General features: G+C 47.9%; 21 protein-coding genes. 10 read left to right on the forward strand and 11 right to left on the reverse strand.

Translation table 11 applies throughout. From position 1 onward, the window contains the following. Nucleotides 1–259 precede the first annotated feature (259 nt). The 3 genes from MJX74_RS01930 to ahpC all read right to left on the reverse strand — a co-directional run bounded on the left by MJX74_RS01930 (nucleotide 260) and on the right by ahpC (nucleotide 4,702). Nucleotides 260–2,203, reverse strand: a complete 1,944-nt coding sequence (locus MJX74_RS01930) for an alpha/beta hydrolase family protein (protein WP_240220398.1) — start codon at nucleotides 2,201–2,203, stop codon at nucleotides 260–262. A 160-nt stretch (nucleotides 2,204–2,363) separates the two neighbouring features. Further along, entirely contained in the window at nucleotides 2,364–3,908 is a 1,545-nt protein-coding gene (gene ahpF, locus MJX74_RS01935) for an alkyl hydroperoxide reductase subunit F (RefSeq protein WP_240220400.1), read from the reverse strand. Nucleotides 3,909–4,135: 227 nt separating this feature from the next. Then, on the reverse strand, nucleotides 4,136–4,702 hold the full coding sequence (gene ahpC / locus MJX74_RS01940; RefSeq protein ID WP_068236501.1) for an alkyl hydroperoxide reductase subunit C: 567 nt from the start codon (nucleotides 4,700–4,702) through the stop codon (nucleotides 4,136–4,138). 199 nt (nucleotides 4,703–4,901) lie between these two features. Here ahpC and MJX74_RS01945 point away from each other — a divergent pair, with 199 nt between their 5' ends. Beyond that, a complete protein-coding gene (locus tag MJX74_RS01945) occupies nucleotides 4,902–5,285 on the forward strand; it encodes an META domain-containing protein (RefSeq protein ID WP_240220402.1) in 384 nt (127 codons plus the stop codon). On the opposite strand, the gene MJX74_RS01950 is transcribed toward MJX74_RS01945, so the two are convergent. The 4 genes from MJX74_RS01950 to MJX74_RS01965 form a co-directional block, all read right to left on the reverse strand. Next, complete coding sequence (locus MJX74_RS01950) at nucleotides 5,267–6,025, reverse strand: substrate-binding periplasmic protein (protein ID WP_240220405.1); 759 nt, start codon at nucleotides 6,023–6,025, stop codon at nucleotides 5,267–5,269. The genes MJX74_RS01945 and MJX74_RS01950 overlap by 19 nt on opposite strands. 89 nt (nucleotides 6,026–6,114) lie before the next feature. Further along, entirely contained in the window at nucleotides 6,115–6,876 is a 762-nt protein-coding gene (locus tag MJX74_RS01955) for a phosphoadenylyl-sulfate reductase (RefSeq protein ID WP_240220407.1), read from the reverse strand. Next, complete coding sequence (cysI, locus tag MJX74_RS01960; protein ID WP_240220409.1) at nucleotides 6,860–8,581, reverse strand: assimilatory sulfite reductase (NADPH) hemoprotein subunit; 1,722 nt, start codon at nucleotides 8,579–8,581, stop codon at nucleotides 6,860–6,862. Before cysI ends, MJX74_RS01955 begins: the two co-directional genes overlap by 17 nt. Then, the gene (locus MJX74_RS01965; RefSeq protein WP_240220411.1) at nucleotides 8,581–10,407 is read right to left on the reverse strand and encodes an assimilatory sulfite reductase (NADPH) flavoprotein subunit; all 1,827 of its coding nucleotides are present in this window, start codon (nucleotides 10,405–10,407) and stop codon (nucleotides 8,581–8,583) included. Before MJX74_RS01965 ends, cysI begins: the two co-directional genes overlap by 1 nt. Nucleotides 10,408–10,694: 287 nt before the next feature. Between MJX74_RS01965 and MJX74_RS01970 the strand changes: the two genes are divergently transcribed. Both MJX74_RS01970 and MJX74_RS01975 read left to right on the forward strand, forming a co-directional pair. Next, on the forward strand, nucleotides 10,695–11,510 hold the full coding sequence (locus MJX74_RS01970; protein ID WP_240220413.1) for a YggN family protein: 816 nt from the start codon (nucleotides 10,695–10,697) through the stop codon (nucleotides 11,508–11,510). A gap of 168 nt (nucleotides 11,511–11,678) precedes the next feature. After that, nucleotides 11,679–12,026, forward strand: a complete 348-nt coding sequence (locus MJX74_RS01975; protein WP_240220415.1) for a RidA family protein — start codon at nucleotides 11,679–11,681, stop codon at nucleotides 12,024–12,026. A gap of 7 nt (nucleotides 12,027–12,033) precedes the next feature. Here the strand turns inward: MJX74_RS01975 and MJX74_RS01980 are convergent, their stop codons facing one another. After that, nucleotides 12,034–12,528, reverse strand: coding sequence for an ankyrin repeat domain-containing protein (locus MJX74_RS01980; RefSeq protein WP_240220417.1), 495 nt, complete (start codon nucleotides 12,526–12,528; stop codon nucleotides 12,034–12,036). Nucleotides 12,529–12,683: 155 nt separating this feature from the next. After that, nucleotides 12,684–14,195, reverse strand: a complete 1,512-nt coding sequence (locus MJX74_RS01985) for a catalase (RefSeq protein WP_275692634.1) — start codon at nucleotides 14,193–14,195, stop codon at nucleotides 12,684–12,686. A gap of 318 nt (nucleotides 14,196–14,513) precedes the next feature. On the opposite strand from MJX74_RS01985, the gene MJX74_RS01990 reads away from it, so the two are divergent. The 5 genes from MJX74_RS01990 to MJX74_RS02010 all read left to right on the forward strand — a co-directional run bounded on the left by MJX74_RS01990 (nucleotide 14,514) and on the right by MJX74_RS02010 (nucleotide 18,218). Continuing rightward, the gene (locus MJX74_RS01990; protein ID WP_240220419.1) at nucleotides 14,514–15,341 is read left to right on the forward strand and encodes an ABC transporter permease subunit; all 828 of its coding nucleotides are present in this window, start codon (nucleotides 14,514–14,516) and stop codon (nucleotides 15,339–15,341) included. Further along, nucleotides 15,338–16,246, forward strand: a complete 909-nt coding sequence (locus tag MJX74_RS01995; RefSeq protein WP_240220421.1) for an ABC transporter ATP-binding protein — start codon at nucleotides 15,338–15,340, stop codon at nucleotides 16,244–16,246. The genes MJX74_RS01990 and MJX74_RS01995 overlap by 4 nt, the downstream gene beginning before the upstream one ends. Nucleotides 16,247–16,408: 162 nt before the next feature. Beyond that, entirely contained in the window at nucleotides 16,409–16,855 is a 447-nt protein-coding gene (locus tag MJX74_RS02000) for an NfeD family protein (RefSeq protein WP_240220423.1), read from the forward strand. A 38-nt stretch (nucleotides 16,856–16,893) separates the two neighbouring features. Next, nucleotides 16,894–17,829 carry an SPFH domain-containing protein gene (locus tag MJX74_RS02005; RefSeq protein WP_240220425.1) on the forward strand — a complete coding sequence of 312 codons (936 nt, stop codon included), beginning with the start codon at nucleotides 16,894–16,896 and terminating at the stop codon, nucleotides 17,827–17,829. A 35-nt stretch (nucleotides 17,830–17,864) separates the two neighbouring features. After that, nucleotides 17,865–18,218 (forward strand): hypothetical protein, encoded by a 354-nt coding sequence (locus MJX74_RS02010; RefSeq protein WP_240220427.1) that lies wholly within the window; start codon nucleotides 17,865–17,867, stop codon nucleotides 18,216–18,218. 90 nt (nucleotides 18,219–18,308) lie between these two features. Here MJX74_RS02010 and MJX74_RS02015 read toward each other — a convergent pair whose 3' ends face one another. Continuing rightward, the gene (locus tag MJX74_RS02015; RefSeq protein WP_240220429.1) at nucleotides 18,309–19,220 is read right to left on the reverse strand and encodes an arginase family protein; all 912 of its coding nucleotides are present in this window, start codon (nucleotides 19,218–19,220) and stop codon (nucleotides 18,309–18,311) included. Between the two features lie 218 nt (nucleotides 19,221–19,438). Between MJX74_RS02015 and MJX74_RS02020 the strand changes: the two genes are divergently transcribed. Both MJX74_RS02020 and MJX74_RS02025 read left to right on the forward strand, forming a co-directional pair. Further along, nucleotides 19,439–19,951 (forward strand): hypothetical protein, encoded by a 513-nt coding sequence (locus MJX74_RS02020; protein ID WP_240220431.1) that lies wholly within the window; start codon nucleotides 19,439–19,441, stop codon nucleotides 19,949–19,951. A 3-nt stretch (nucleotides 19,952–19,954) separates the two neighbouring features. Further along, the gene (locus MJX74_RS02025; protein ID WP_240220433.1) at nucleotides 19,955–20,401 is read left to right on the forward strand and encodes a hypothetical protein; all 447 of its coding nucleotides are present in this window, start codon (nucleotides 19,955–19,957) and stop codon (nucleotides 20,399–20,401) included. Between the two features lie 99 nt (nucleotides 20,402–20,500). Here the strand turns inward: MJX74_RS02025 and ubiK are convergent, their stop codons facing one another. Further along, the gene (gene ubiK / locus MJX74_RS02030; protein ID WP_240220435.1) at nucleotides 20,501–20,788 is read right to left on the reverse strand and encodes a ubiquinone biosynthesis accessory factor UbiK; all 288 of its coding nucleotides are present in this window, start codon (nucleotides 20,786–20,788) and stop codon (nucleotides 20,501–20,503) included. Between the last annotated feature and the right edge of the window lie 23 nt (nucleotides 20,789–20,811).

Raw genomic sequence — 20,811 nt, forward strand, 5'->3', positions numbered from 1 at the left:
GGTCAGGTTGCTACAAAGATTTCAGGCTTGCAGCATAGCCGTCTGTATGGCTTTTATAAAATAGTTAATTACGCTCAGATATAACTAAAAGGAATTAATGCAAAGATTGTAATAAGTGGAATTGTAAAAAGCATAGTTGAAGCTGGACGCAAAAAAAACGGCAACCGGAGTTGCCGTGATGACTACAAATATAGATAGGACAAATTAGCTACCAGCAACCACCTCTGGTTGTTGCATTTTTACTCATAATGCTAATATATCAATGTGCTAGGTGCTTGTTCAAAAATGCTAATAACTCCTTGTAATATATTTCTCTGTTTTCAGGAGAATAAAAACCATGGGTTTCATCATTAAATAACAACCACTGATACTTCTTGCCTGCCGAGTCCATAGCCTTTTTCAACACATCTGCATGCTCTAATGGTGCTCTTTTATCATTCTTGCCGTGAGCTATTAGTACAGGAGCAGTAAGCTTAGCAACGTTGTTAACCGGCGAATACTGCGACAGAATTTTAGCATCAGTGCCAATAACTTCATTCAAAAATGAAATACCGAAATCTCTTAAAGGAATATCACCCTCAGTTCGCATAAGCGACAAATCATATACGCCTGCAACTCCAACAATGCATTTATATAAATCGGGGGCAATCGTGGCGGATTGTAGCGCCGAATAACCACCAAAGCTGGCTCCGACAATACAGATGTTGCCTTTTTTTGCTTTACCCGAGGCAATGGCCCATTCTGTACCTGCAATAATGTCTCTCTGTATAGCATCCCCCCATTGCAAATAACCTGCTTCCAAATGTACAGTGCCGTAACCACCCGAGCCTCTGTAATTTACCTGAAGTACGGAGTAGCCTGCTTTGGCAAGTAGCTGTACTTCAGGATCGAAACCCCAGCGATCTCTCACCCCATGAGGGCCGCCATGTACATAGACAACTAACGGTTTATGCTCTGATACAAGCTCACTTTCAGTAAAGTACCCATGTATTTTTTTACTATCAAAAGATTCGTATTGGATAGGCGCCATCGCCACCATTGAATAACTATTAAGATTAGGCATAACATCAGCTATTTTTGCCAACGAACCTTCTTTTTTATCAAAGAGAAAGTAACTTCCAGGTGTCTTGTCTGAATAGCTATAGACAACCCAAAATCTATCGTCCAGTGATTTACTCGTAATCTCTATTGCTTCTCCTGCAAAAACCGCGAGTAACTCTTTAAAGATTTGAGCTTCAGTATATTTATCTGTTAAGAGGGCATAGGTAGGTAATCCATCATCCAACTTAACACCAAATATCTGCTGTTTTTTTGTTACTTGCAGGGTGGAAATATCCACTTTTTCATCGGAAAAAATCGCTTTGTATTTAAAATCCGACAATGAAAACTCAAACAACCCCTGCTTATCCTGCTGATAATCATCCAAAACATATACAGCACTGGCATCATCATTTAAAGCAACGGGGTAGAAGCTCCTACCAAACGTCTGAGGAGGCACTTTCACCCAGTCGTTATTTTCCTTGTCAAAAGTAAAAACATCCTGACGGTTATCTTTATTTAAGCTTACAGCTAATGCTAGCTCGCCCTGCTGATTAGTTAAAAAGCGGGTGTACGGACCAGGTGCATAGCTAACTTTGCGAGACTTCCCTGTATAGGCATCTAAAAGCAACACATCAGCATGTCGGTCTCCTTTCAAGCTCCATGAAGTGCTGGCTATCAGGATCTGCCGCTCATCATCAGGTAAAAGATCAATAATATCAGCCCAGCCATAGATTGATTCACGCTTTTTTATATTTGAACCGACTTGTTGTTTGCCAGCACGGTAACCGTAGATCAACTCAGCTTTTTTGCCATCAATGTTGATAGCGTAAAGCTCGCCAGTATATTGTGGTTCTTTAGCCCAAGGCTCTGATTGTGCTAGCTGAATAACTACACGCTCGTTATTTACCCAATAGTAATTGCTGAGCTCGCCGCTTGAGCCAAATCGCACAGCATTTACCATCTCCAGACTCTGCCGCTTGATAAATGCAAGCACCTTTATACCTTTAATATATGTCTCGACAGCGAGGTACTCACCATTGGGAGATATTTTCATATTACTAAATTGCGGATTCTGACTAAAATCTGAAATGATCCTTTCCTGATCTGCGTTCACCATAGTTGAACACAGAATCATTGCAGCTAGTAAAAAGTATAACTTCATTATCTTCGTCCTTGTTATAGATTAATGATGATTTTATGGTTACATAGTATCTAATATTTAAATAAAAATTAACTGTAGTGTGTGAAAATAAAAAAAACGGCAACCACAGTTGCCGTCAAAGCTTCAGAGAGAGTGAAGTTTAAAACTGTACGCCAGCGCTTTACTGGCGGATCATATAGTCAAAGGCACCCAGCGCAGCATTAGCGCCTGAGCCCATGGCGATAATAATTTGCTTGTACGGTGCGGTAGTGGCATCACCGGCAGCAAACACGCCCGGCAGTGAAGTTTGGCCACGTTCGTCGACAATAATTTCGCCGCGTGGTGATAATTCCACGGCACCACGTAACCATTCGGTGTTAGGCACTAAACCTATCTGCACAAAGATACCAGCCAGTGCAACATGATGTGCTTCACCGGTTTTGCGGTCAGTGTAGTTAATACCGGTTACACGGCTACCATCGCCAGTGACTTCGGTAGACTGCGCTTCAGTGATAATAGTGATATTGCCCATTGATTTGGCTTTTTTCACCAGTACCGCATCCGCACGTAATTCAGCGGCAAACTCCAGCACGGTAACATGCTCAACAATACCGGCTAAGTCTATAGCGGCTTCAATGCCTGAGTTACCGCCACCAATTACCGCTACTTTTTTGCCTTTAAACAGCGGTCCGTCACAGTGCGGGCAGTACGCCACGCCTTTACCACGGTATTCCTGCTCGCCAGGCACATTCATTTCTCTCCAGCGCGCGCCCGGGCTTAAAATAACCGTTTTGCTGTTCATTACGGCGCCGTTTTGCAGCTCAAGCTGTACCTTACCGTCTTTACGCAGTGCTACAGCACGCTGGTTGTTCATAATATCAACGTTATATTCACGCACATGGGCTTCTAAACTGTTTACCAGCTTTGGCCCTTCGGTGTACTGCACCGAAATAAAGTTTTCAATGCCCACTGTATCGGCTACCTGGCCACCAAAACGCTCGGCTACGATACCGGTGTTTAAACCTTTACGGGCAGCATAGATAGAGGCTGCAGCACCGGCCGGGCCACCGCCCACTACCAATACATCGAAGTCGGCTTTGTTTTTCAGTGCTTCTGCCTGGCGTTTTTCAGCATTTACATCCAGTTTTTGGATGATTTTTTCCAGTGTAATAGCACCTTGTGAGAACAGCTCACCGTTTAAGTACACTGACGGCACCGCCATAATGTTTTTGTCGGCCACTTCCTGCTGGAACATAGCGCCGTCAATCATCACGTTAGTAATACCGGGGTTAATCGCCGACATAATATTCAGCGCCTGTACTACTTCCGGACAGGTTTGGCAGCTTAATGACACATAGGTTTCAAAGGCGAAGCTGCCCTGTAGCTGACGGATTTGCTCAATAGTATCGGCAGCAACTTTAATCGGGTGGCCGCCTGAATGCAGCAGCGCCAGCACTAAAGAGGTAAATTCATGGCCCAGCGGCACACCGGCGAAAGTGATATGGGTGTCGTTAGCCACCGACCGCACCAGCATCGCTGGCTTGCGTGTCAGGGCGTTGTCATCGCGGCGCAATGACACTAAATCAGATAATTCGGCAATGTCTGTTGCCAGTTGGTTTACTTCAGCAGCTTTGGCGCTATCGTCTAAAGATACCACCAGCTCTACCTCGGTTTTCAGGTTCTGCAGATAGGTTTTTAATTGTTGCTTCAGGTTAGTATCTAGCATAAAAACTCCCGGAAAATTAACTGGGTAAATAATAAGACGATAAAAAATCAGCGTCACAAAGCCTCAGCCTGTAAAACAGACTGTAAATATTCAGTTTTGGGGTAAGCCGGGCAGGTGTTGCCTGCCCGGGTACCAAACCGGAGTTTGGCAGAGGGAAGCTGAGCTACAGCTTCTTAACGCAGGCTGTAACCAGATCCCGCTGCAATAACTGCAGCTTGTTGCACTACTTAGATCTTACCAACCAGATCCAGAGATGGTGCTAACGTTGCTTCACCCGGCGTCCACTTAGCAGGACATACTTCGCCATCGTGGTTAGCAACATACTGTGCAGCCTGTACTTTACGGAACAGCTCTGCAGCTGAGCGGCCGATACCTAAGTCGTGAATTTCAGCAACTTTGATTTCGCCTTCAGGGTTAATTACGAAAGTACCACGCAGTGCTAAACCTTCTTCTTCGATCATTACACCGAAATTACGGGTAATGGCACCAGTTGGGTCGCCAATCATCGGGTAAGTGATTTTCTTGATGGTTTCAGACGCATCGTGCCATGCTTTGTGCGTGAAATGCGTGTCAGTAGATACTGAGTACACTTCAACACCGATTTCCTGGAACTTAGCGTAGAAATCAGCCAGGTCGCCTAATTCAGTTGGGCATACGAACGTGAAGTCAGCCGGGTAAAATACTACTACTGACCATTTGCCAGCTAAATCTTGCTCAGTAACAGGTACGAATTTACCCTGATGAAATGCAGTAGCTTTAAACGGCTTGATTTTAGTGTTGATAATAGAAGACATAGTCTTACTCCTTTAGGTTGGTTCACAGGTAATGTTTCAACTGCAGCCAGTGTACCGTGCTGCAATCAGTTATCAAAACGAATAAAACAAATTAATTTAATCGCTTTTTTTGATGACAATATTTACTGCCGCTTGTTCAGCCTACGCTTAGCTACACTATGGCATTGTGTATTGCCACACAACGCATCAGGAGCCTGTTATGTTTACTAAGCATTTTATCTGTACTGTTGCAGCCTGCTGTCTGCTGCTGTTAGTTACCGCTTGCCAGCAATTAAGCTTACCGCAAGGCCAATACCAGCAACTAAACAACGATACGACTCTTAAACCGCTGCGCCTTAGCCTGCAGGACAACCGCCTGACAGGTTTTACCGGTTGCAACAACATGATTGGCAATTACAGCCTAGATGAGGGCAGCTTGGTGGTTTCTCAACTGGCCAGTACCATGATGGCCTGTTCAGAGCCTCTAATGCAGCGCGAACAAGCGTTCAGCAGCTTTTTGCAAGGCAAGCCCAAAGTGACATTTAATAATAATGTGATGACATTACGCAACGATGACGCTGAATATCAGTTTGAGTTGTTGTGAATATAAAGCTGCATTAAGCGCTGATATTCACCATTGGCATGCAGCTCGTCTAACGCGAGCTGTAATTTTTCTACCGTTTCGTTTGGTACTGCCAGGTTCAGTGCTAGATAATTAGCCCCTACTACAGACAAATCCAGCACCGGCTCAATACTGTCCAGTGTTTGGTTATATTTTGCCAGCCACACCGGCAAAATAAGCTCAGAGCCAATCAGTAAATCCACTTTGCCCTGCAAAAATAGCCCCACGGCATCTGCTTTGGCAGTAAGCCCAAGCAAATTAACGCCGTGTTCAAAGCCCTGGCTTTTTAAATACAGCTCATACACATCACCACGGGCAACTGCCACCACATAGCGTTTTGCCTCTTCCAGCGTTGTGGGGTTAATATCAGGCCGGCTTTTTAACCGGTACATATTGGCATGTGAATGTGCCAGCGGTCCAACCCATTTAAATAGCGGCTCGCGCAGTGCATTGCGCGAGGTAGAATAAACGGCCGCTGCAGGCTCTTTTTGTGCCGCTTCATAAGCACGTAACCAGGGGTAAAGCAAAAAATGACAATTTAAACCTGCTTTTTCGCAGCTAAGCCTTACCAGCTCAGTATTAATGCCGGTAACGGTATCATCGGCCAGATAGCTGTATGGCGGAAAATGCTCGGTGTAAATTGTCAGTTGGCCACTCACCGGCGCAGCATCTGTCAAAAAGACTGACATTACAACAACTAAGCCTGACCAGATTTTCCTCATACCCTCACTCTGCCTTAGTAACACGATTAATTGTGACTATGGCAGAGACTGAACAAAAAGTAACATTAATTTTTTCGGCCTGGCCACGCTTAAATACCATCACCATCTACGTGCAGGCCGCACTCACGGCCAAAGCCGTTAAAGCGGGTGTCTTCTTCGCTCATCCCCAGTTCCAGCTTTTGCGTGGAGTGAGTATCGCCTACCGAGACATAACCCTGCTCCCACAACGGGTGGTAGCTTAAGCCGTGTTCTTTTAAGTAATAAAACACATCTTTATTACTCCAGTCGATGATCGGCTGAATTTTCACTACGCCACGGCTGATCTCAACAATCGCCTTATCGGCACGGCTGCTGCTTTGGCTGCGGCGCAGGCCGGTAAACCAGCTGCCTACCTGCAGTTCCTGCAGTGCGCGTTGCATCGGCTCTACTTTATTCAGTTGGTTGTACTGCTTAATACCCTCGGCGCTTTGCCATAATTTGCCAAAGCGTGCTTCCTGCCAGGCCGGGCTTAGCTGCGCCCGGTATACTTTCAGGTTTAGTTTTAATTGCGCCGTCAGTTGATCAATAAACTGATAGGTTTCGGCAAATAAATAGCCGGTATCGGTTAATACTACCGGGATATCATGCTGTTGCTGCGTTACCAGATGCAACATCACCGCCGCCTGAATACCGAAGCTGGAGCTGAGCATCGGGTTTTGCGGCAGGTTATGTAGCGCCCAGCGCACCCGCTCTGCCGCGCTTAGTGGCGTCAGCAGATGGTTAATCTCAGCCAGCCAGGCACGCTGCGTAGCATCATCCTGCAGCAGAATAGCGCTGTAATCTGTGCGCGATGCTTTAGCTATGGAAGTCATCTTTTGGCACCACTACCGGCGCTATTACACCGGCCCTTATCACGAAATCACCAAAGCCTTCGCTGCTGTTATTGCGCTCAGTGGCCCAGCGGCCAATCAAGCCATCCAGGGTCGCCAGAATATCCGTTTCGCCGACGTTATCCAGCAGCAGGCGCGGAATACGGGTACCTTCACGGTTACCGCCCAGATACAGGTTATATTTGCCCGGGCCACGGCCCACCAGGCCTACTTCGGCCAGCATGGCGCGGCCACAACCATTCGGGCAGCCGGTAACCCGCAATACTATATGCTCGTCAGCCACCTGGTGTTTACCTAGTAAGGCTTCTACTTTGGTTACTAATTCAGGCAGGTAACGCTCGGCTTCGGCCATCGCCAACGGGCACGTTGGGAATGATACACAGGCCATCGAGTTTTTGCGCTGTTCGCTGTGGCCTTCATCAATTAAGCCATGGCTGCGGGCAATAGCTTCAATTTCGGCTTTTTGCGCCGCCGGCACACCGGCAATAATCAGGTTTTGGTTGGCTGTCATACGCAAATCGCCCTGATGAATAGCGGCAATTTTCGCTAAGCCGGTTTTCAGCGGTTTGCCCGGAAAATCCAGTACGCGGCCGTTTTCAATAAATAACGTTAAGTGGTGCTTACCGTCGATGCCCTCTACCCAGCCAATGCGGTCGCCGCGGCTGGTAAAGCTGTATGGCACCACAGGTGCAAAAGCCACGCCGGTGCGCGCTTCCACTTCGGCGCGAAAGGCGTCCAGGCCGATGCGGTCAATGGTGTATTTGGTTTTGGCATTTTTGCGGTTTGAGCGGTTACCGTAATCGCGCTGCACCGTTACCACATGCTCAGCCACTTTTAACGTGTGTTCCAGCGCAACATAACCCAAGTCATCGGCCATACGCGGATAAGTGGCATCGTCGCCAAAGGTCATGGCTAAACCGCCGCCCACCAGCACGTTAAAACCGACTAACTGCCCTTTTTCCGCTACGGCGACAAAGGTTAAATCATTGGCGTGTACATCAATGTCGTTGTGCGGTGGAATAACTACCGCTGTTTTAAACTTGCGTGGCAGGTAGTTGTCACCAAGGATCGGTTCGACTTCGGTGGTTTCAATTTTCTCTTCATCCAGCCATATTTCGGCATAGGCGCGGGTTTTCGGCAGTAAATGCTCGCTGATTTTCGCCGCCCACTGGTATGCCTGCTGGTGCAGCTCTGATTCTACCGGGTTAGAAGTACACAATACATTGCGGTTAACATCGCCGGCAGTGGCGATAGAATCAATGCCAATGCTGTTTAAAAACTGATGCATCGGCTTAATATGTGGCTTTAACACACCGTGAAACTGAAAGGTTTGCCGCGTGGTTAAACGGATACTGCCGTACATAGTGTTGTCGCCAGCAAATTTATCAATTGCCAGCCACTGCTGCGGCGTAATAATGCCGCCCGGCATGCGGGCACGCAGCATCACGTTATGCAGCGGCTCAAGTTTTTGCGCGGTGCGTTCAGCGCGGATATCACGGTCGTCCTGCTGATACATGCCGTGAAAGCGGATCAGCATAAAGTTATCACCGTTAAAACCACCGGTGATCTCATCTTTCAGATCGCTTTCAATGGTGCCGCGTAAATGCTGGCTTTCTGCTTTTAAGCGCTCGTTATCAGACAGTGCACCCGGTGCCACTAAATCTGGATTAATTGGATACTGGCTCATTAATACACGTCCTTCTGATAACGTTTTGCGACACGTAATTCGTCTAAGTAAGCTTGCGCTTGTTCAGCGGTTTTACCGCCATATTGTTGCACTATATCCAGTAAGGCCTGCTGCACATCTTTTGCCATCCGGTTAGCGTCACCACAAATATACAGGTGGGCACCGTCTTGTAGCCATTGCCATACTTCGCTGCCGTGCGTACGCAGTTTGTCCTGCACATACACTTTTTGCGCCTGGTCGCGGCTAAAGGCCACATCTAGTTTAGTTAACAGGCCACGCTTGAGGTAATTTTGCAGCTCCAACTGGTATAAAAAGTCCTGGGTAAAATGCGGGTTGCCGAAAAACAACCAGTTCTTGCCCGCGGCGCCGCTGGCGTCACGTTGCTGCAAAAAGGCGCGAAACGGCGCTATACCAGTGCCGGGGCCTATCATAATCACCGGCGTGTCGTCATTGGCCGGCAAACGGAAGTTGTTGTTGTGCTCAACAAACACCTTTACCTTAGCGCCTTCAGCCAAACGCTCGGCTAAAAAGCCGGAGGCACCGCCCAAATGCGGCAGGCCGTAAGCATCGTATCGCACCACAGCTACCGTTAAATGCACTTCCTCTTCCACTTCGGCTTGAGAGGAGGCAATAGAGTATAACCGCGGCTGCTGTTTACGCAGCGCATCTACTAATTGCTGAGCGCTAAGCAAACCCGGGTAGTCACGTACTATATCAATAATCTGCCGCTCATTAATGTAAGCGCGCAGCGCGGCTTTATCGGCGGCCAGCGCAGTTAAAGCTGCGTTATTGGTGGCGGCAGCGTATTTCTCGACAAAGGCCGGATACGACTGCGTCAGTTCCAGCTGTTCGGTTAATGCCTGCTCTACTGTCAATTTGTCATCAGAGAGCGTAACCGGTGTATCTCGCGCTATGGCAGTTAACAGCAGTAGTTCGCGCACTAACTCCGGATCATTGCTGAAATACACCCCCAGCGCATCACCCGGCTGATAAGTTAAACCGCTGTCGGCCAGTGAAATTTCGATATGCCGCACATCTTTGGTGGAGTCGCGACCGGTAATTTTCTGATTGGTGTACAGCTCGGCAGCAAAGGGTTGCTGCTTGCTGTATTGGCTAACACTACCTGAAGTAATGTCTGCTCCTGGCCAGGCAATAACCTGCGCTGACGGCGCGGCAGAAGCTTTAAGCTCCGGTTCCAGCTTAGTAACCAGCTCGTTGCTCCAGCTGTCGGCCTGAGCCTGATAATCGACATCTAAATCAATGCGTGGCAGCACAGATGTCGCACCCAGCTCGGCTAAGCGCTGATCAAAGTCTTGTGCGGTTTTGCAGAAAAACTCATAGCTGGTGTCGCCCAGCCCCAGCACGGCATATTTTAACCCGGCTAATTTTGGCGCTTTTTTGCTAAATAAAAAGTTATGCAGGCCAATGGCATTTTCCGGCGGCTCGCCTTCACCATAAGTAGAGGTAACAATAACCAGATATTGCTCGTTCTTTAGCTGAGTGGTTTTGTACTCGGCCATATCAACCACTTTGGCTACTATGCCTTTACCCTGCGCTTGTTTAGCTAAGGCTTCTGCCAGATGCCGCGCATTGCCAGTTTGCGAGCCAAATAAAATAGTCAGGCTGGCACTGGCAGCGGCCTGCGCAGTTGCTGGCTGTCCGGGCAGTTGTCCGGAGAGTTGCCCGGCAAGCTGAGCGCTGGCCGCCAGATAACCGCTAACCCAGGCTTGCTGAATAGGGTTTAACTGGCTGACTAAGCCCTGCAGCTGGCTTACCTGCTGCTCGGACAACGGACTGGCCTGCGCCACTAAGGAAGATAAAAGCATAAAACACCCTGCACACAATAATTACAGCCATTTTAGCCGTCTATATGTATACCAGTAAAAGAATGGATCTCTCTTCTTTATTCCAATAAGTAATTAAAAACTAGCGCCTGGCTATACCACAGCGCTGATAAACAGACCAAAAAATAGTGAAAAACACTAAGTAGAAAAAAATATTTATTGCTGACATTCAAACTTTTTCATAAATAACATCCACTTAAATATTGGCATTAACTTTGTAATAGCTCTGGCGTAATTAACAGCGGCTAACGGCCACAAGGATAACGAAAATGAAAAACTTACTTATCGCCAGCAGTTTTGTCTTAACCAGCATCAGCACTGCCGTAATGGCACACGACGAGCACAGCTGTAATGTCAATTTTGATAAAGACTTATCTATTAACAGCCAACTGGTCAGCATGAAAGATGGCAGCACTGAATTGTGGCGCATTAATAGCAGCGGTCAGCTGTGGCTGGATGGCAAAGCGGTAACCACCGACCACGATACTCAGGCACTGCTGCGCGAGTATCAGGCCGGCATTCGCACACAAACACTGGAAACCGTAGCACTGGTAGAAGATGCGCTGGTGCTGGCGGCCGATGCCGTTGACTCTGTGCTGACCGAACTAACCGGTGACTCGCTGCAACAACATCCGGCGCTGCAAACCGCGTTGGATAAAATTAAAACCAGCACCGAGAGCATCGTAGTGCGCAGCGGCGACAATATCGACATTTACGGCAGCCGCTTTGACAACCTCGATGACGCCTTTGGTGCCGAGTTTGAACAGGCGATTGAAGAAGCCGTTACCAATTCGATGGGCAGCATTTTAATGTTGGTGGGCAAAGCCATGGCCAGCGGCGAAGGCAACTTTGAACAACGGATGGAAGCTTTTGGCGAACGGATGGAACGTTTTGGTGAAGATTTAGAAGCGCGGATGGATATTAAAGCCCAGGCGCTGGAACAACGTGGTGATGCAATGTGTAACAACCTGCAAGCGTTGGATACGCTGGAAAGCCAAATTCAACAGGCGATACCGCAAATGCAGCAATACGATTTAATTGAGGTAAACAGCAATAACAGCACTGCGTTTTACCTGTACAACTGATATTCATATTCAACTGACAAAAAGGTTTCGTGTACCCTCCCAACCACGACTTTGGCGCGCTGCTCTCGTCCTGACAGCGCGTCTTTTTTGCCTGCCGCCGTTACTGCTCCGACTGGTTATCCGCGCCACTTCAGGTTAGCCTGTAGCGATACATCCAAGGAGTAACTGATGACCATTCAACGTATTTTACCTGCCAGCCGCTATTCTGAAGCGGTAATTGTTAACGGTTTAATTTTTTGTGCCGGCATGGTGCCATCTACCACCAGCAGCAATGCCACCTTACAAACTGAAGACGTGCTGGCACAAATTGATGCGCTGTTAGCACAGTGCGGCAGCGATAAAACCAAACTGGTTGACGCTACTATTTACCTGGCCGATATGGCCGATTATGCCGCAATGAACCTGGCCTGGGATAACTGGGTAGCACCGGGCCAAGCTCCGGCCCGCGCCACCGTTGAAGCTAAACTGGCCGATCCGGGCTGGAAGATTGAGATTAAAATTATAGCCGCGCAGTAAACGCGGCTTAACGCTGTGTCTGCATCTGTTGTTTTAATGCCGCTAATTTTTCACTCTGGCCAAATACAGCGGCAAATTCTTCCACTGTTTTCATACTTTGCTGCCCGGTTTGGTTGTCACAGTCTAGGCGGTATAAAGTGCGGGCAATGCTCCATTCTGCTTTTACAATAGCGCCCATCATCGCTGTGTGGTCGCGTTTATCGCGGATACAGGCATCAGCACCGTAAGCTAGCAATAGCTCCACTGCGTGGGCATGGCCGTAGTAGGTGGCTGTCATCAATGCGGTATAGCTGTCGCTGTTTTGCAGGTTTACCGGAAACCCGGCGGCTAAGAACTCGTTTAACACTTCACTGTTACCACTGCGGGCAGCGGCAAAAAAATAGTCAGTCAATTGTTGCTGTGCTGGGGTCGGATCAGGTATGTCGTTGCTGCTGGCCTGAGCAGTATTAATGCCCGCTGACAGCAACAGGCACAGGCTTAGTATTAATGTCAGTGTTCTCATAATCGGGTCTCTGTATTTAAATATTTGCTTGTATAAGTGCCTGCAAAGCTCACCCAGGTGCAGGAAGGGTTGATTGAGCTTTGCAGGGCTTTAACGCTTATTCAGTACCAATAGCGCTGCACCGCTATTGGCAATAGCAATATTGCCGTGCTGGGTTACAGCTGTGCCGCCAATTGTTTTACCGTGGCTAAATCACCTTTTACCGCTTTGGTAATACGGCTGCCGTAATCTGCATCAGCTTTGTAGAAGTAAGACAACATGGCGTGCTTGGTAGCACTGTCTGTTACCTGGCCTAAGTCGGCTGCCAGGTTACGGATCAGGTTATCTTTTTCCTTTTTGCTATAAGCGCGGTACAAGGCACCGGCCTGGCTAAAGTTGTCGGTTTTATCTATGGCCTGCTGCTGCACCGTACCGTTTAACGCTGTGGTAACAGCACGCGCTGTGGTTAACGCGCCTTTTGGCTCAACCCGGCTTGGCTCATAATTTACATTCGACTTGGTGTTACCGCTGTTGGCTGCACCGTCCTGATTATTGCTGTTTACCGCAACCAACGGCCGGTTAATAGGCAATTGCTGGTGATTGGCGCCTAAACGGTATAACTGGGTGTCGCTGTAAGAAAAAATACGCCCCTGTAATAAGCGATCTTCTGACGGCTCGATACCCGGTACCAGGTTGCCCGGCGCAAAAGCGGCTTGCTCGGTTTCCTGGAAGAAGTTATCCGGCATCCGGTTGAGTGTCATGGTGCCCACTTTTACTTCAGGTACATCCGGCCATATTTTGGTAGCATCCAGCGGGTTGTAGCTAAAGCTGTTCAGCTGGGCCGGGGTAATAGTTTGGATATACAGATCCCATTTGGGTAAATCACCGGCATTAATCGCCGCATATAAATCGCGGGTTAGGTGGTTAAAATCGCTGCTTTGCACCTTAGCGGCTTCGTCCAGGCTTAAACCTTTTACCCCTTGCTGGCTGCGCCAGTTAAATTTCGCATAACGCACTTCGCCGGCTTCATTAACAAACTTGTAGGCGTGCACACCAAAACCGTCCATCTGACGGTAACTGGCCGGAATACCAATATCGTGGTACAGCTGAGTTAACATGTGGGTGGCGGTGCCGTCATGCGAGAAAAAATCGAAGAACCGGTTTGGGTCCTGCATATTATTCACCGGCGAGGGTTTTAATGAGTGCACCATATCGGGGAACTTGATCGCATCGCGGATAAAAAACACTGGCAGGTTATTACCCACTAAGTCCCAGTTACCCTGATCGGTGTAAAACTTTACCGCAAAGCCGCGTGGATCACGCAAGGTTTCCGGACTGTGGTTACCATGAATTACGGTAGAAAACCGCACAAACACCGGCGTGGTTTTACCGGCAGCAGCAAACAGCGATGCCACGGTTTGATCAGATAAATTGGCACTGGCAACAAATTCGCCGTGGGCACCAGTGCCACGGGCATGCACTACCCGCTCAGGAATACGCTCACGGGCAAAACGTTGTAACTTCTGAATTAAATGCACATCTTGCAGCAAAGTGCTGCCATTTGGCCCGGCTGTGATAGAGTTCTGGTTATCGCCTACCGGCGCGCTGTTGTCTTTAGTCAGTGTACCCGCTGCCTGAACTCCCAGCGACAAACTGATAGCCATTACTATTATTGATCGTTTAAACATAGCTATTGCCTTTTAAATGTTGTCTATCCCTTCCTGCAGGCTCAAGAGTAGTAGCTAATTGAAAGCGAAAAAAATGATTAAATTAAATTAACTCAATCTATTTTTGTGATTTTAAAAAGTAATTAATATAGGCTGCAAAGTGGTTAAATTAACGATTTAGTCACCAATTTCAGCAAGTGCATTGGGTAAAAAAACATAAGATTTTGATTTAATAGCACTTAATCAATGGCACTAATACTGCAAGGTACTAATACTGCAATAAGCCACCGGGAGTATTGTGGTAACACTGACAATAATGCACTGCACAGGAAGCACGCTATGGCGCGATTTATAACAACCTTAAAACATTGTGGTTTATATGCCGGTTTTGAACTTCACCGCTTGTGGCTAACCCGCCGCGGGTTGATGACATTAGCCGCCACCGCGGTGCTGTGGTTTTTTCTGCTGCGTTATGCCATCGCCCCCGCCAGCGATCTGATTGGCAGTGAAGGCTTTCAGCAAATGTTTCGCGACGCTTTTGGCGCCTTTGGTTTAAGCCAGCTGTTTGCCTGGCCGGCACCGGAGCTGGCAATTTACTGGATCCTCAGTTTAATGCTACTGCCGCTGCTGTGTTTATTTTTTACCGCTAACCAGCTGTGTAGTGATTTGGAGCGCGGCACCCTGCGCTTGCTGGCACTGCGCAGCAGCCGCTTAAGCATAGTGCTGGGCCGTTTTAGCGGCCAGATGCTGGTGCAAAGCTGTTTAATTTTGCTGTCTCTGGTGGCCACCCTCTCGCTGGCGGCCTGGCGTGAAGGCGGCTTAACCCTGGCTATGCTAAATGCCGCCGCTGTTATTGCCGTTAATTTGTTGCTGGTATTACTGCCTTTTACAGCATTAATGAGCTGCTTTTCTGCCATGGTGCGCTCATCCCGCCTTGCGGTAAGCCTGGCGATTGTTAGCCTGGGGCTGGTGTTTGTACTGCTTAGCACCTTTGTTTTTTACTTTCCTGACTTTCTGTTTCTACTCGGTTATATGCCCGGTACTCAGGTAATGCAGTTGCTGCCTATGCAAGGTTGGCAAACACTGCAACATGCCTTGCTGCCGCTGCTACAAACACTGGTATTACTCAGCAGCGCCACGTTTTTGTTAACAAGGAAAGCACTATGAACGCTATTATTCAGTGTCAGCAACTGGCAAAGCGCTTTGGCAGCAAAACTGTGCTGCAACAACTTAGTTTTGAATTGCATCAGGGCGATGTCGCCGCGCTTATTGGCCCCAACGGCGCCGGTAAAACCACCTTATTCAGCATTTTATGTGGTTATTTGCCCCCGGACAGCGGCAGTGCCCGTATTTTTGGCCATAAAGCCGGTAGCAGTGCGCTGTTTGGTAAGGTTGCAGCCCTGCCACAAGATGCCCAGTTTGACCCGGCCTTCAGCATTGGCGAACAACTGGATTTTTACGGCCGCTTACAAGGTTTAAGCAGCAAAGCCGCGCGTGAAGAAAGCAAACGGGTACTGGCACTGGTAGAACTGACTGAGCAACTGCAGCATAAAGCCGGTGCCCTAAGCCACGGTATGCGTAAAAGGGCAGCTATTGCTCAGGCGTTTATTGGCACACCCCAACTGGTGCTGCTGGACGAACCCACCGCCGGGCTGGACCCGGTAAATGCATTGCATATTCGCCAGCTAATTAGCCGCTTAAGTGGTGAAGTTAGCTTTATGATCAGCTCGCACAATATTTTTGAGCTGGAGCAACTGTGCAATAAAGTGCTTTATTTAGAAAACGGTCAGCTAAAACAGCACAGCGGCAGCGATAACGCAGCACAGCTGCAATACCTTACCCTGCACTTAGAGCAGGACAACAACGACGCCATCAGCGCGGCGCTACGCCAACTGCCCGGCCTGATTGATTTACACAGTGCCCAGCGCCGAGAGCTGGTGCTAAGCTATAACCCGCAGCATAATGCCGATTTTGACCTGGCCGTGCTGCAATGTTTAGCTGCCAATGGCTGGCGCTACCGCAACCTGACCAAAGGCCAGACGCTGGAGCAAAAGCTGTTTAATCCGGCATAGCCGCTTATCCACTTCTTGTTACCCACTTCATGCTGGCACCGGGCTGTATAGCTGCGGTGCCAGCGGCGTAAAATACTGTTACAAAGCAATTACGTATTAGATTGACCGCTTTGTATGCCTTACGTTAATGTGCAGCATAACAATTGTTACGGAGCAGAATAAGTGAGTGTTGCTACCATCTGGATCATTGTTGGCATAGTGCTGATTTTATCTGAGCTTATGGCCACCAGCATAGTTGCGGTATTTTTCGGTATTGCCGCTATTATTGTCGGTTTATTACTGAACTTCGGCCTGATTGAAAGCTACAGCATGCAGTATTTACTGTTCGGCGTATTATCGCTGGTATTACTGTTTACTGCCCGAGGCCGCTGCAAGCGCTGGTTTGTTGGTTACACCGCAGACAGCACAGAGCAGCCATCCAGGCTGGCCGATGATATTGGCCGTCGCGTTATCGTACATAGCGATTTTCATCAGGGCGCCGGACGCGTAGTGTTAAACGGCGTGCAATGGGATGCCGAATCAACCGATGCACTGAAAGCCGGTGATGTTGCTTTTGTTGTGGCCAATCACGGTATCAAGCTGGTGGTGTCTGGCGCCAAATCTGCCTGAGTTTCTAAACTAACCATCTGTTTTAAGGAGTAAATCTGATGGAAACAATCGATATCAACACTATTTTAATGGCCGGCTTTGCCATCGCCGTTGTGATTACCATCGTAAAAACAGCGCGCGTAGTGCCGCAAAAAAGTAACTATGTTATAGAGCGCCTAGGTAAATACTCGCGCACGCTGGACTCAGGCTTTCATATTCTGATCCCGTTTATCGACAAAGTGGCCTATACCCACAGCTTAAAAGAAGAAGTGATCGACGTAGAGCGGCAAACCTGTGTTACCCGCGACAATATTCAGGTGGGCATTAACGGCGTGCTGTATTTGCAGGTAGTAGACCCACACAAAGCCAGTTACGGTATTAACGATTACCGCTACGCCGCCTCTCAGTTGGCGCAAACCACAATGCGCTCAGTTATCGGCCAAACCGATCTGGATAAAACCTTTGAAGAGCGCGCCAAAATTAACGAAGAAGTGGTAAAAGCACTGGACGAAGCCGCATCGCCGTGGGGTATTAAGGTGCTGCGTTATGAAATTTCAGACATTGAACTGCCGCTTAGCATTAAAGATGCGTTAGAGCAGCAAATGCGTGCCGAGCGTGAGCGCCGTGCGGCTATTGCCAAATCTGAGGGTGAGCGCCAGGCCATGATTAACGTGTCTGAAGGCCAGAAGCAGGAAGTAATTAACCTGTCTGAAGGCGACAAGATGCGCCAGATTAACGAAGCCGAAGGCCGCGCCCGCGAAATTGAGCTTATCGCCATTGCCACCGCCGAAGGTATCCGCCAGATTGCCGAAGCCATTAATCACCCGGGTGGTTCAGAAGCCGTAAGCCTGCGCGTAGCCGAGCAATATGTAAAAGAGTTCGGTAACCTGGCCAAAGTGAACAACACCATGATAGTACCGGCCGAACTTGCCAATATCGGCGGTGCTGTTGCCGGTTTAACCGAAATTCTAAAAATCGCCCAGCCGAAGAAGTAACGCGAACGTACGGTAATAGCTAAAAGGAAAAGAACATGGCAACACAACAAGCGTTTAACGAAGCACTGTTGAAACTGGCAATTATGATGTATCGCATAGACGGTAAAATTCGTCTGAACGAGCAGGAGCTGGTTGACGAAATAGCCGATAGCTTAAGCTGGGATGGTGTTAACAGCATTACCGCTGTACAAAGCCAGACCATGGCTGATGTGCGCGAAGCTATTCGTGCTGATAAAACCGAAGCTTATCTGGCAGGGCTGAAAGATGCGCTGATGTTCAATAAACAAAAAGCGCTGGATACCGCTAAGCAGATTATGCAAAGCGATGGCGAAGAAGCACGGAAAGAACGCCGCCTATACGACTACCTGCGCCAGCAACTGCTGGTGTAATTAGCGGCTGTTTAACATCAAAAGCCAGCGTAGCGCTGGCTTTTGTGTTCATGACTTATTAAAGACCAAAGTCTCTAAATGCTAAGAGCATCAGTCCATTGCAGACACCGCTTTAATCCCCGCAACCATTGCCGCGGCGCTATCTTTGCCATAACCGCCACCGCCTAAAAACACCGTTGGAATATGCAGCGCTTTTAAGCGCTGGTACACCAGCTTATGGCTTTGTGCTACTTCAGCCACGCTAAGAGATAAGCCACCCAATGGATCTGTGGCTAAAACGTCTGTACCGGCGACCACAAAAGCGAGTTTATAACCGCTGCTTAGCTGCTCTAATGCCGCACTGAGTTTATTCAGATATAACTCACCACCGGTGCCGCTTGGCAGTGGTACGGCGATATCAACTCTGCGTCGGCTTACCGGGTCGTTGGGGTAAATATCGGCGTTATACACATCAAGCAAAGTGACGTTTTTGTTTTCGTGAAAGGTTCGGGCGTTGCCGTTGCCGTGGTGGGCGTCGATATCAATAATCAGTATTTTGTCATCAGCTGTTAACTCTCCGCTGGCGATAAGCTGCTGATAGCTAATGCCAATATCGTTGTAAATACAAAAGCCTTCCATTCGGTGTGGGCTGGCGTGGTGATAACCACCGGCAAGGTTCCACGCATCGTCACCGCCAAGCGCTAAACGGCTGGCGATTAACGTACCGGCGACGCCCCAGCGCATAGGCGACAATATTCTGCTATCCAGCCATGAAAACGATAGGAAAGGAATTTTCGGAATTTCCAGCGCCCTGCACAACGCGGCTTTATCTTTAATCTGAATTTTAAGCAGCTCATTTAAAGAGCTGAGAATGGCATCTTCAGCAATAGGACCTTGCGGTGCAATGATATCTGCGTCATTTAACGCCGCACGTACTTTACTAAACTTACAGCCATCAAATGGGTGCAGAAATTTAAAAATACCTACGTCGATGTTGTAGTTTTCGTGATAGATAATTTTCATGCTGACTTCAGTTCATTTGCATAGCGCATCACGTTTGCCGGAGTCCAGATGTATTACCTCGTTTTGCTAAAGGGTAGAATTCTTAGCTTTCATTCCGAACACAGCGACCTCAATCAACAAATGAAACCAGCCCGACGGTTCCCTACTACCATGTGGCAAAAACGTTGATCAAGTTAATAATTTGCGTTAATTTAACAGAAAATCAATGGAGGTGATATATGCAGCATTATGACAAGGTCAAAAATCGTTTACTTAACATACTACGCCAGCTCAATAAAAACTCGACTATTTCAGAAATGGAACGGGTAGAAATTGCAACCTTCGCTGATTTTTTTTCAAGCAAGGCGCTAAGTGCTGGTGCAATAAACCAGATTCTTCGGCAAAGACCAATTGCTATGATGTATCGTGATAACCTGAGCTACGATTTAAGAACCCTGATGATTGAAGGTGTACTTACGGAAGTCTTGCAAATAGTTAGTGGTGTCGAAGGCTTTGCAACTGAAGGCAGCAGCCACATAGCTGAAAAAAGTGGTAACCAGATGGGAAAGTATGGTTCGCAACTTAGTAAGTTAGGTGTGGCGGGTCAGGTATTCTCGACAGGAAAATCATTAAAAACAATGACTGATATTTTTACACCTATCGAAGCCATCATTTTGGATCCGCTAAGTTTTGATATGTGGCGGGTTAAACTGGAAGCGCATATGGTACAACGTATAAAAAGGGCTGGTTGATTTATGCTAACGAAAATTTTGCTACCTCTTACGCTCGCATTCTCGGTGTTTGGTTGTCACGGAGTGGAAATTGAAAAGAAATCAGTTACTGCTATTGTTCCTGCCGAAATTTGCGCTGAGAAAACCAGCTTTGATGGCCAGGCTACAACTATCTTCTCTGAATGTGAACACTACGAATTTATAAATCAATATGTTGTAACCGATGCCATGAGCATGGATGATTTTAGTCAGTTCGTTGCTGGCTATCGATTGGGAAAGGATTTTGAAACTACAATTGAGCAAGAGCTGTTGCGCCACTTTGACGCCATGATTTCACCTTTCGACCCTGAAACCAAAGTTAGCCAGCATAATAATTTGATCTTATTCGAAACTAAAAGCCATCTGGCTTTATTTCAACGCAACGACGACCACTGGTTACTAACCAAGGCAGTATTGCCGCAGCAGAAATAGCACAGCAAGGTCGGTTCATACTTTCTGTCGGAGCAGCCGTAACTCTTAGCAAAAACTAAACAAATTGGCGCAATATCCGGGTAATATTGCGCTAACAGTTTATTGCTGATCAGACGATGGCAGTTCTTTGGTGTCAAACTGCTGAGTTTTCTCGGCCAGTAACGCAGCGAGTTGCTGTTCCAGCTTTTCTACTTTTTCGCGGGTGCGCAGTAATACCTGGCGCTGTACGTCAAACTCTTCGCGGCTGACAAAATCCAGATCAGCCAGTTTACTTTGCAGTACCTGCTTTACCTTGGCTTCAACGTCATCGGCAAACTGGCGTACCTGTGGTGGAATGGCGTTGCCGATTTGCTTGGCAATATCTTCAATTTTTTTCGGGTCTATCATGCTGCTCTCCTGTATCGCATCAG

Origin of the sequence: Rheinheimera hassiensis, assembly GCF_022436675.1 — a bacterium.
Taxonomy (GTDB): Bacteria; Pseudomonadota; Gammaproteobacteria; order Enterobacterales; family Alteromonadaceae; genus Alishewanella; species Alishewanella hassiensis.

Excerpts from the sequence above, each read along its gene's own strand:
- ubiK (WP_240220435.1), bottom strand. The coding sequence starts at position 20,788 with ATGATAGACCCGAAAAAAATTGAAGATATTGCCAAGCAAATCGGCAAC.
- MJX74_RS01965 (WP_240220411.1), bottom strand. The coding sequence starts at position 10,407 with ATGCTTTTATCTTCCTTAGTGGCGCAGGCCAGTCCGTTGTCCGAGCAG.
- ahpC (WP_068236501.1), bottom strand. The coding sequence starts at position 4,702 with ATGTCTTCTATTATCAACACTAAAATCAAGCCGTTTAAAGCTACTGCA.
- MJX74_RS02010 (WP_240220427.1), top strand. The coding sequence starts at position 17,865 with ATGGCAACACAACAAGCGTTTAACGAAGCACTGTTGAAACTGGCAATT.
- MJX74_RS01930 (WP_240220398.1), bottom strand. The coding sequence starts at position 2,203 with ATGAAGTTATACTTTTTACTAGCTGCAATGATTCTGTGTTCAACTATG.
- MJX74_RS01975 (WP_240220415.1), top strand. The coding sequence starts at position 11,679 with ATGACCATTCAACGTATTTTACCTGCCAGCCGCTATTCTGAAGCGGTA.
- MJX74_RS02025 (WP_240220433.1), top strand. The coding sequence starts at position 19,955 with ATGCTAACGAAAATTTTGCTACCTCTTACGCTCGCATTCTCGGTGTTT.
- cysI (WP_240220409.1), bottom strand. The coding sequence starts at position 8,581 with ATGAGCCAGTATCCAATTAATCCAGATTTAGTGGCACCGGGTGCACTG.
- MJX74_RS01980 (WP_240220417.1), bottom strand. The coding sequence starts at position 12,528 with ATGAGAACACTGACATTAATACTAAGCCTGTGCCTGTTGCTGTCAGCG.
- MJX74_RS02005 (WP_240220425.1), top strand. The coding sequence starts at position 16,894 with ATGGAAACAATCGATATCAACACTATTTTAATGGCCGGCTTTGCCATC.
- MJX74_RS01995 (WP_240220421.1), top strand. The coding sequence starts at position 15,338 with ATGAACGCTATTATTCAGTGTCAGCAACTGGCAAAGCGCTTTGGCAGC.
- ahpF (WP_240220400.1), bottom strand. The coding sequence starts at position 3,908 with ATGCTAGATACTAACCTGAAGCAACAATTAAAAACCTATCTGCAGAAC.
- MJX74_RS01945 (WP_240220402.1), top strand. The coding sequence starts at position 4,902 with ATGTTTACTAAGCATTTTATCTGTACTGTTGCAGCCTGCTGTCTGCTG.
- MJX74_RS02015 (WP_240220429.1), bottom strand. The coding sequence starts at position 19,220 with ATGAAAATTATCTATCACGAAAACTACAACATCGACGTAGGTATTTTT.
- MJX74_RS01990 (WP_240220419.1), top strand. The coding sequence starts at position 14,514 with ATGGCGCGATTTATAACAACCTTAAAACATTGTGGTTTATATGCCGGT.
- MJX74_RS01950 (WP_240220405.1), bottom strand. The coding sequence starts at position 6,025 with ATGAGGAAAATCTGGTCAGGCTTAGTTGTTGTAATGTCAGTCTTTTTG.
- MJX74_RS01970 (WP_240220413.1), top strand. The coding sequence starts at position 10,695 with ATGAAAAACTTACTTATCGCCAGCAGTTTTGTCTTAACCAGCATCAGC.
- MJX74_RS02020 (WP_240220431.1), top strand. The coding sequence starts at position 19,439 with ATGCAGCATTATGACAAGGTCAAAAATCGTTTACTTAACATACTACGC.
- MJX74_RS01955 (WP_240220407.1), bottom strand. The coding sequence starts at position 6,876 with ATGACTTCCATAGCTAAAGCATCGCGCACAGATTACAGCGCTATTCTG.
- MJX74_RS01985 (WP_275692634.1), bottom strand. The coding sequence starts at position 14,195 with ATGTTTAAACGATCAATAATAGTAATGGCTATCAGTTTGTCGCTGGGA.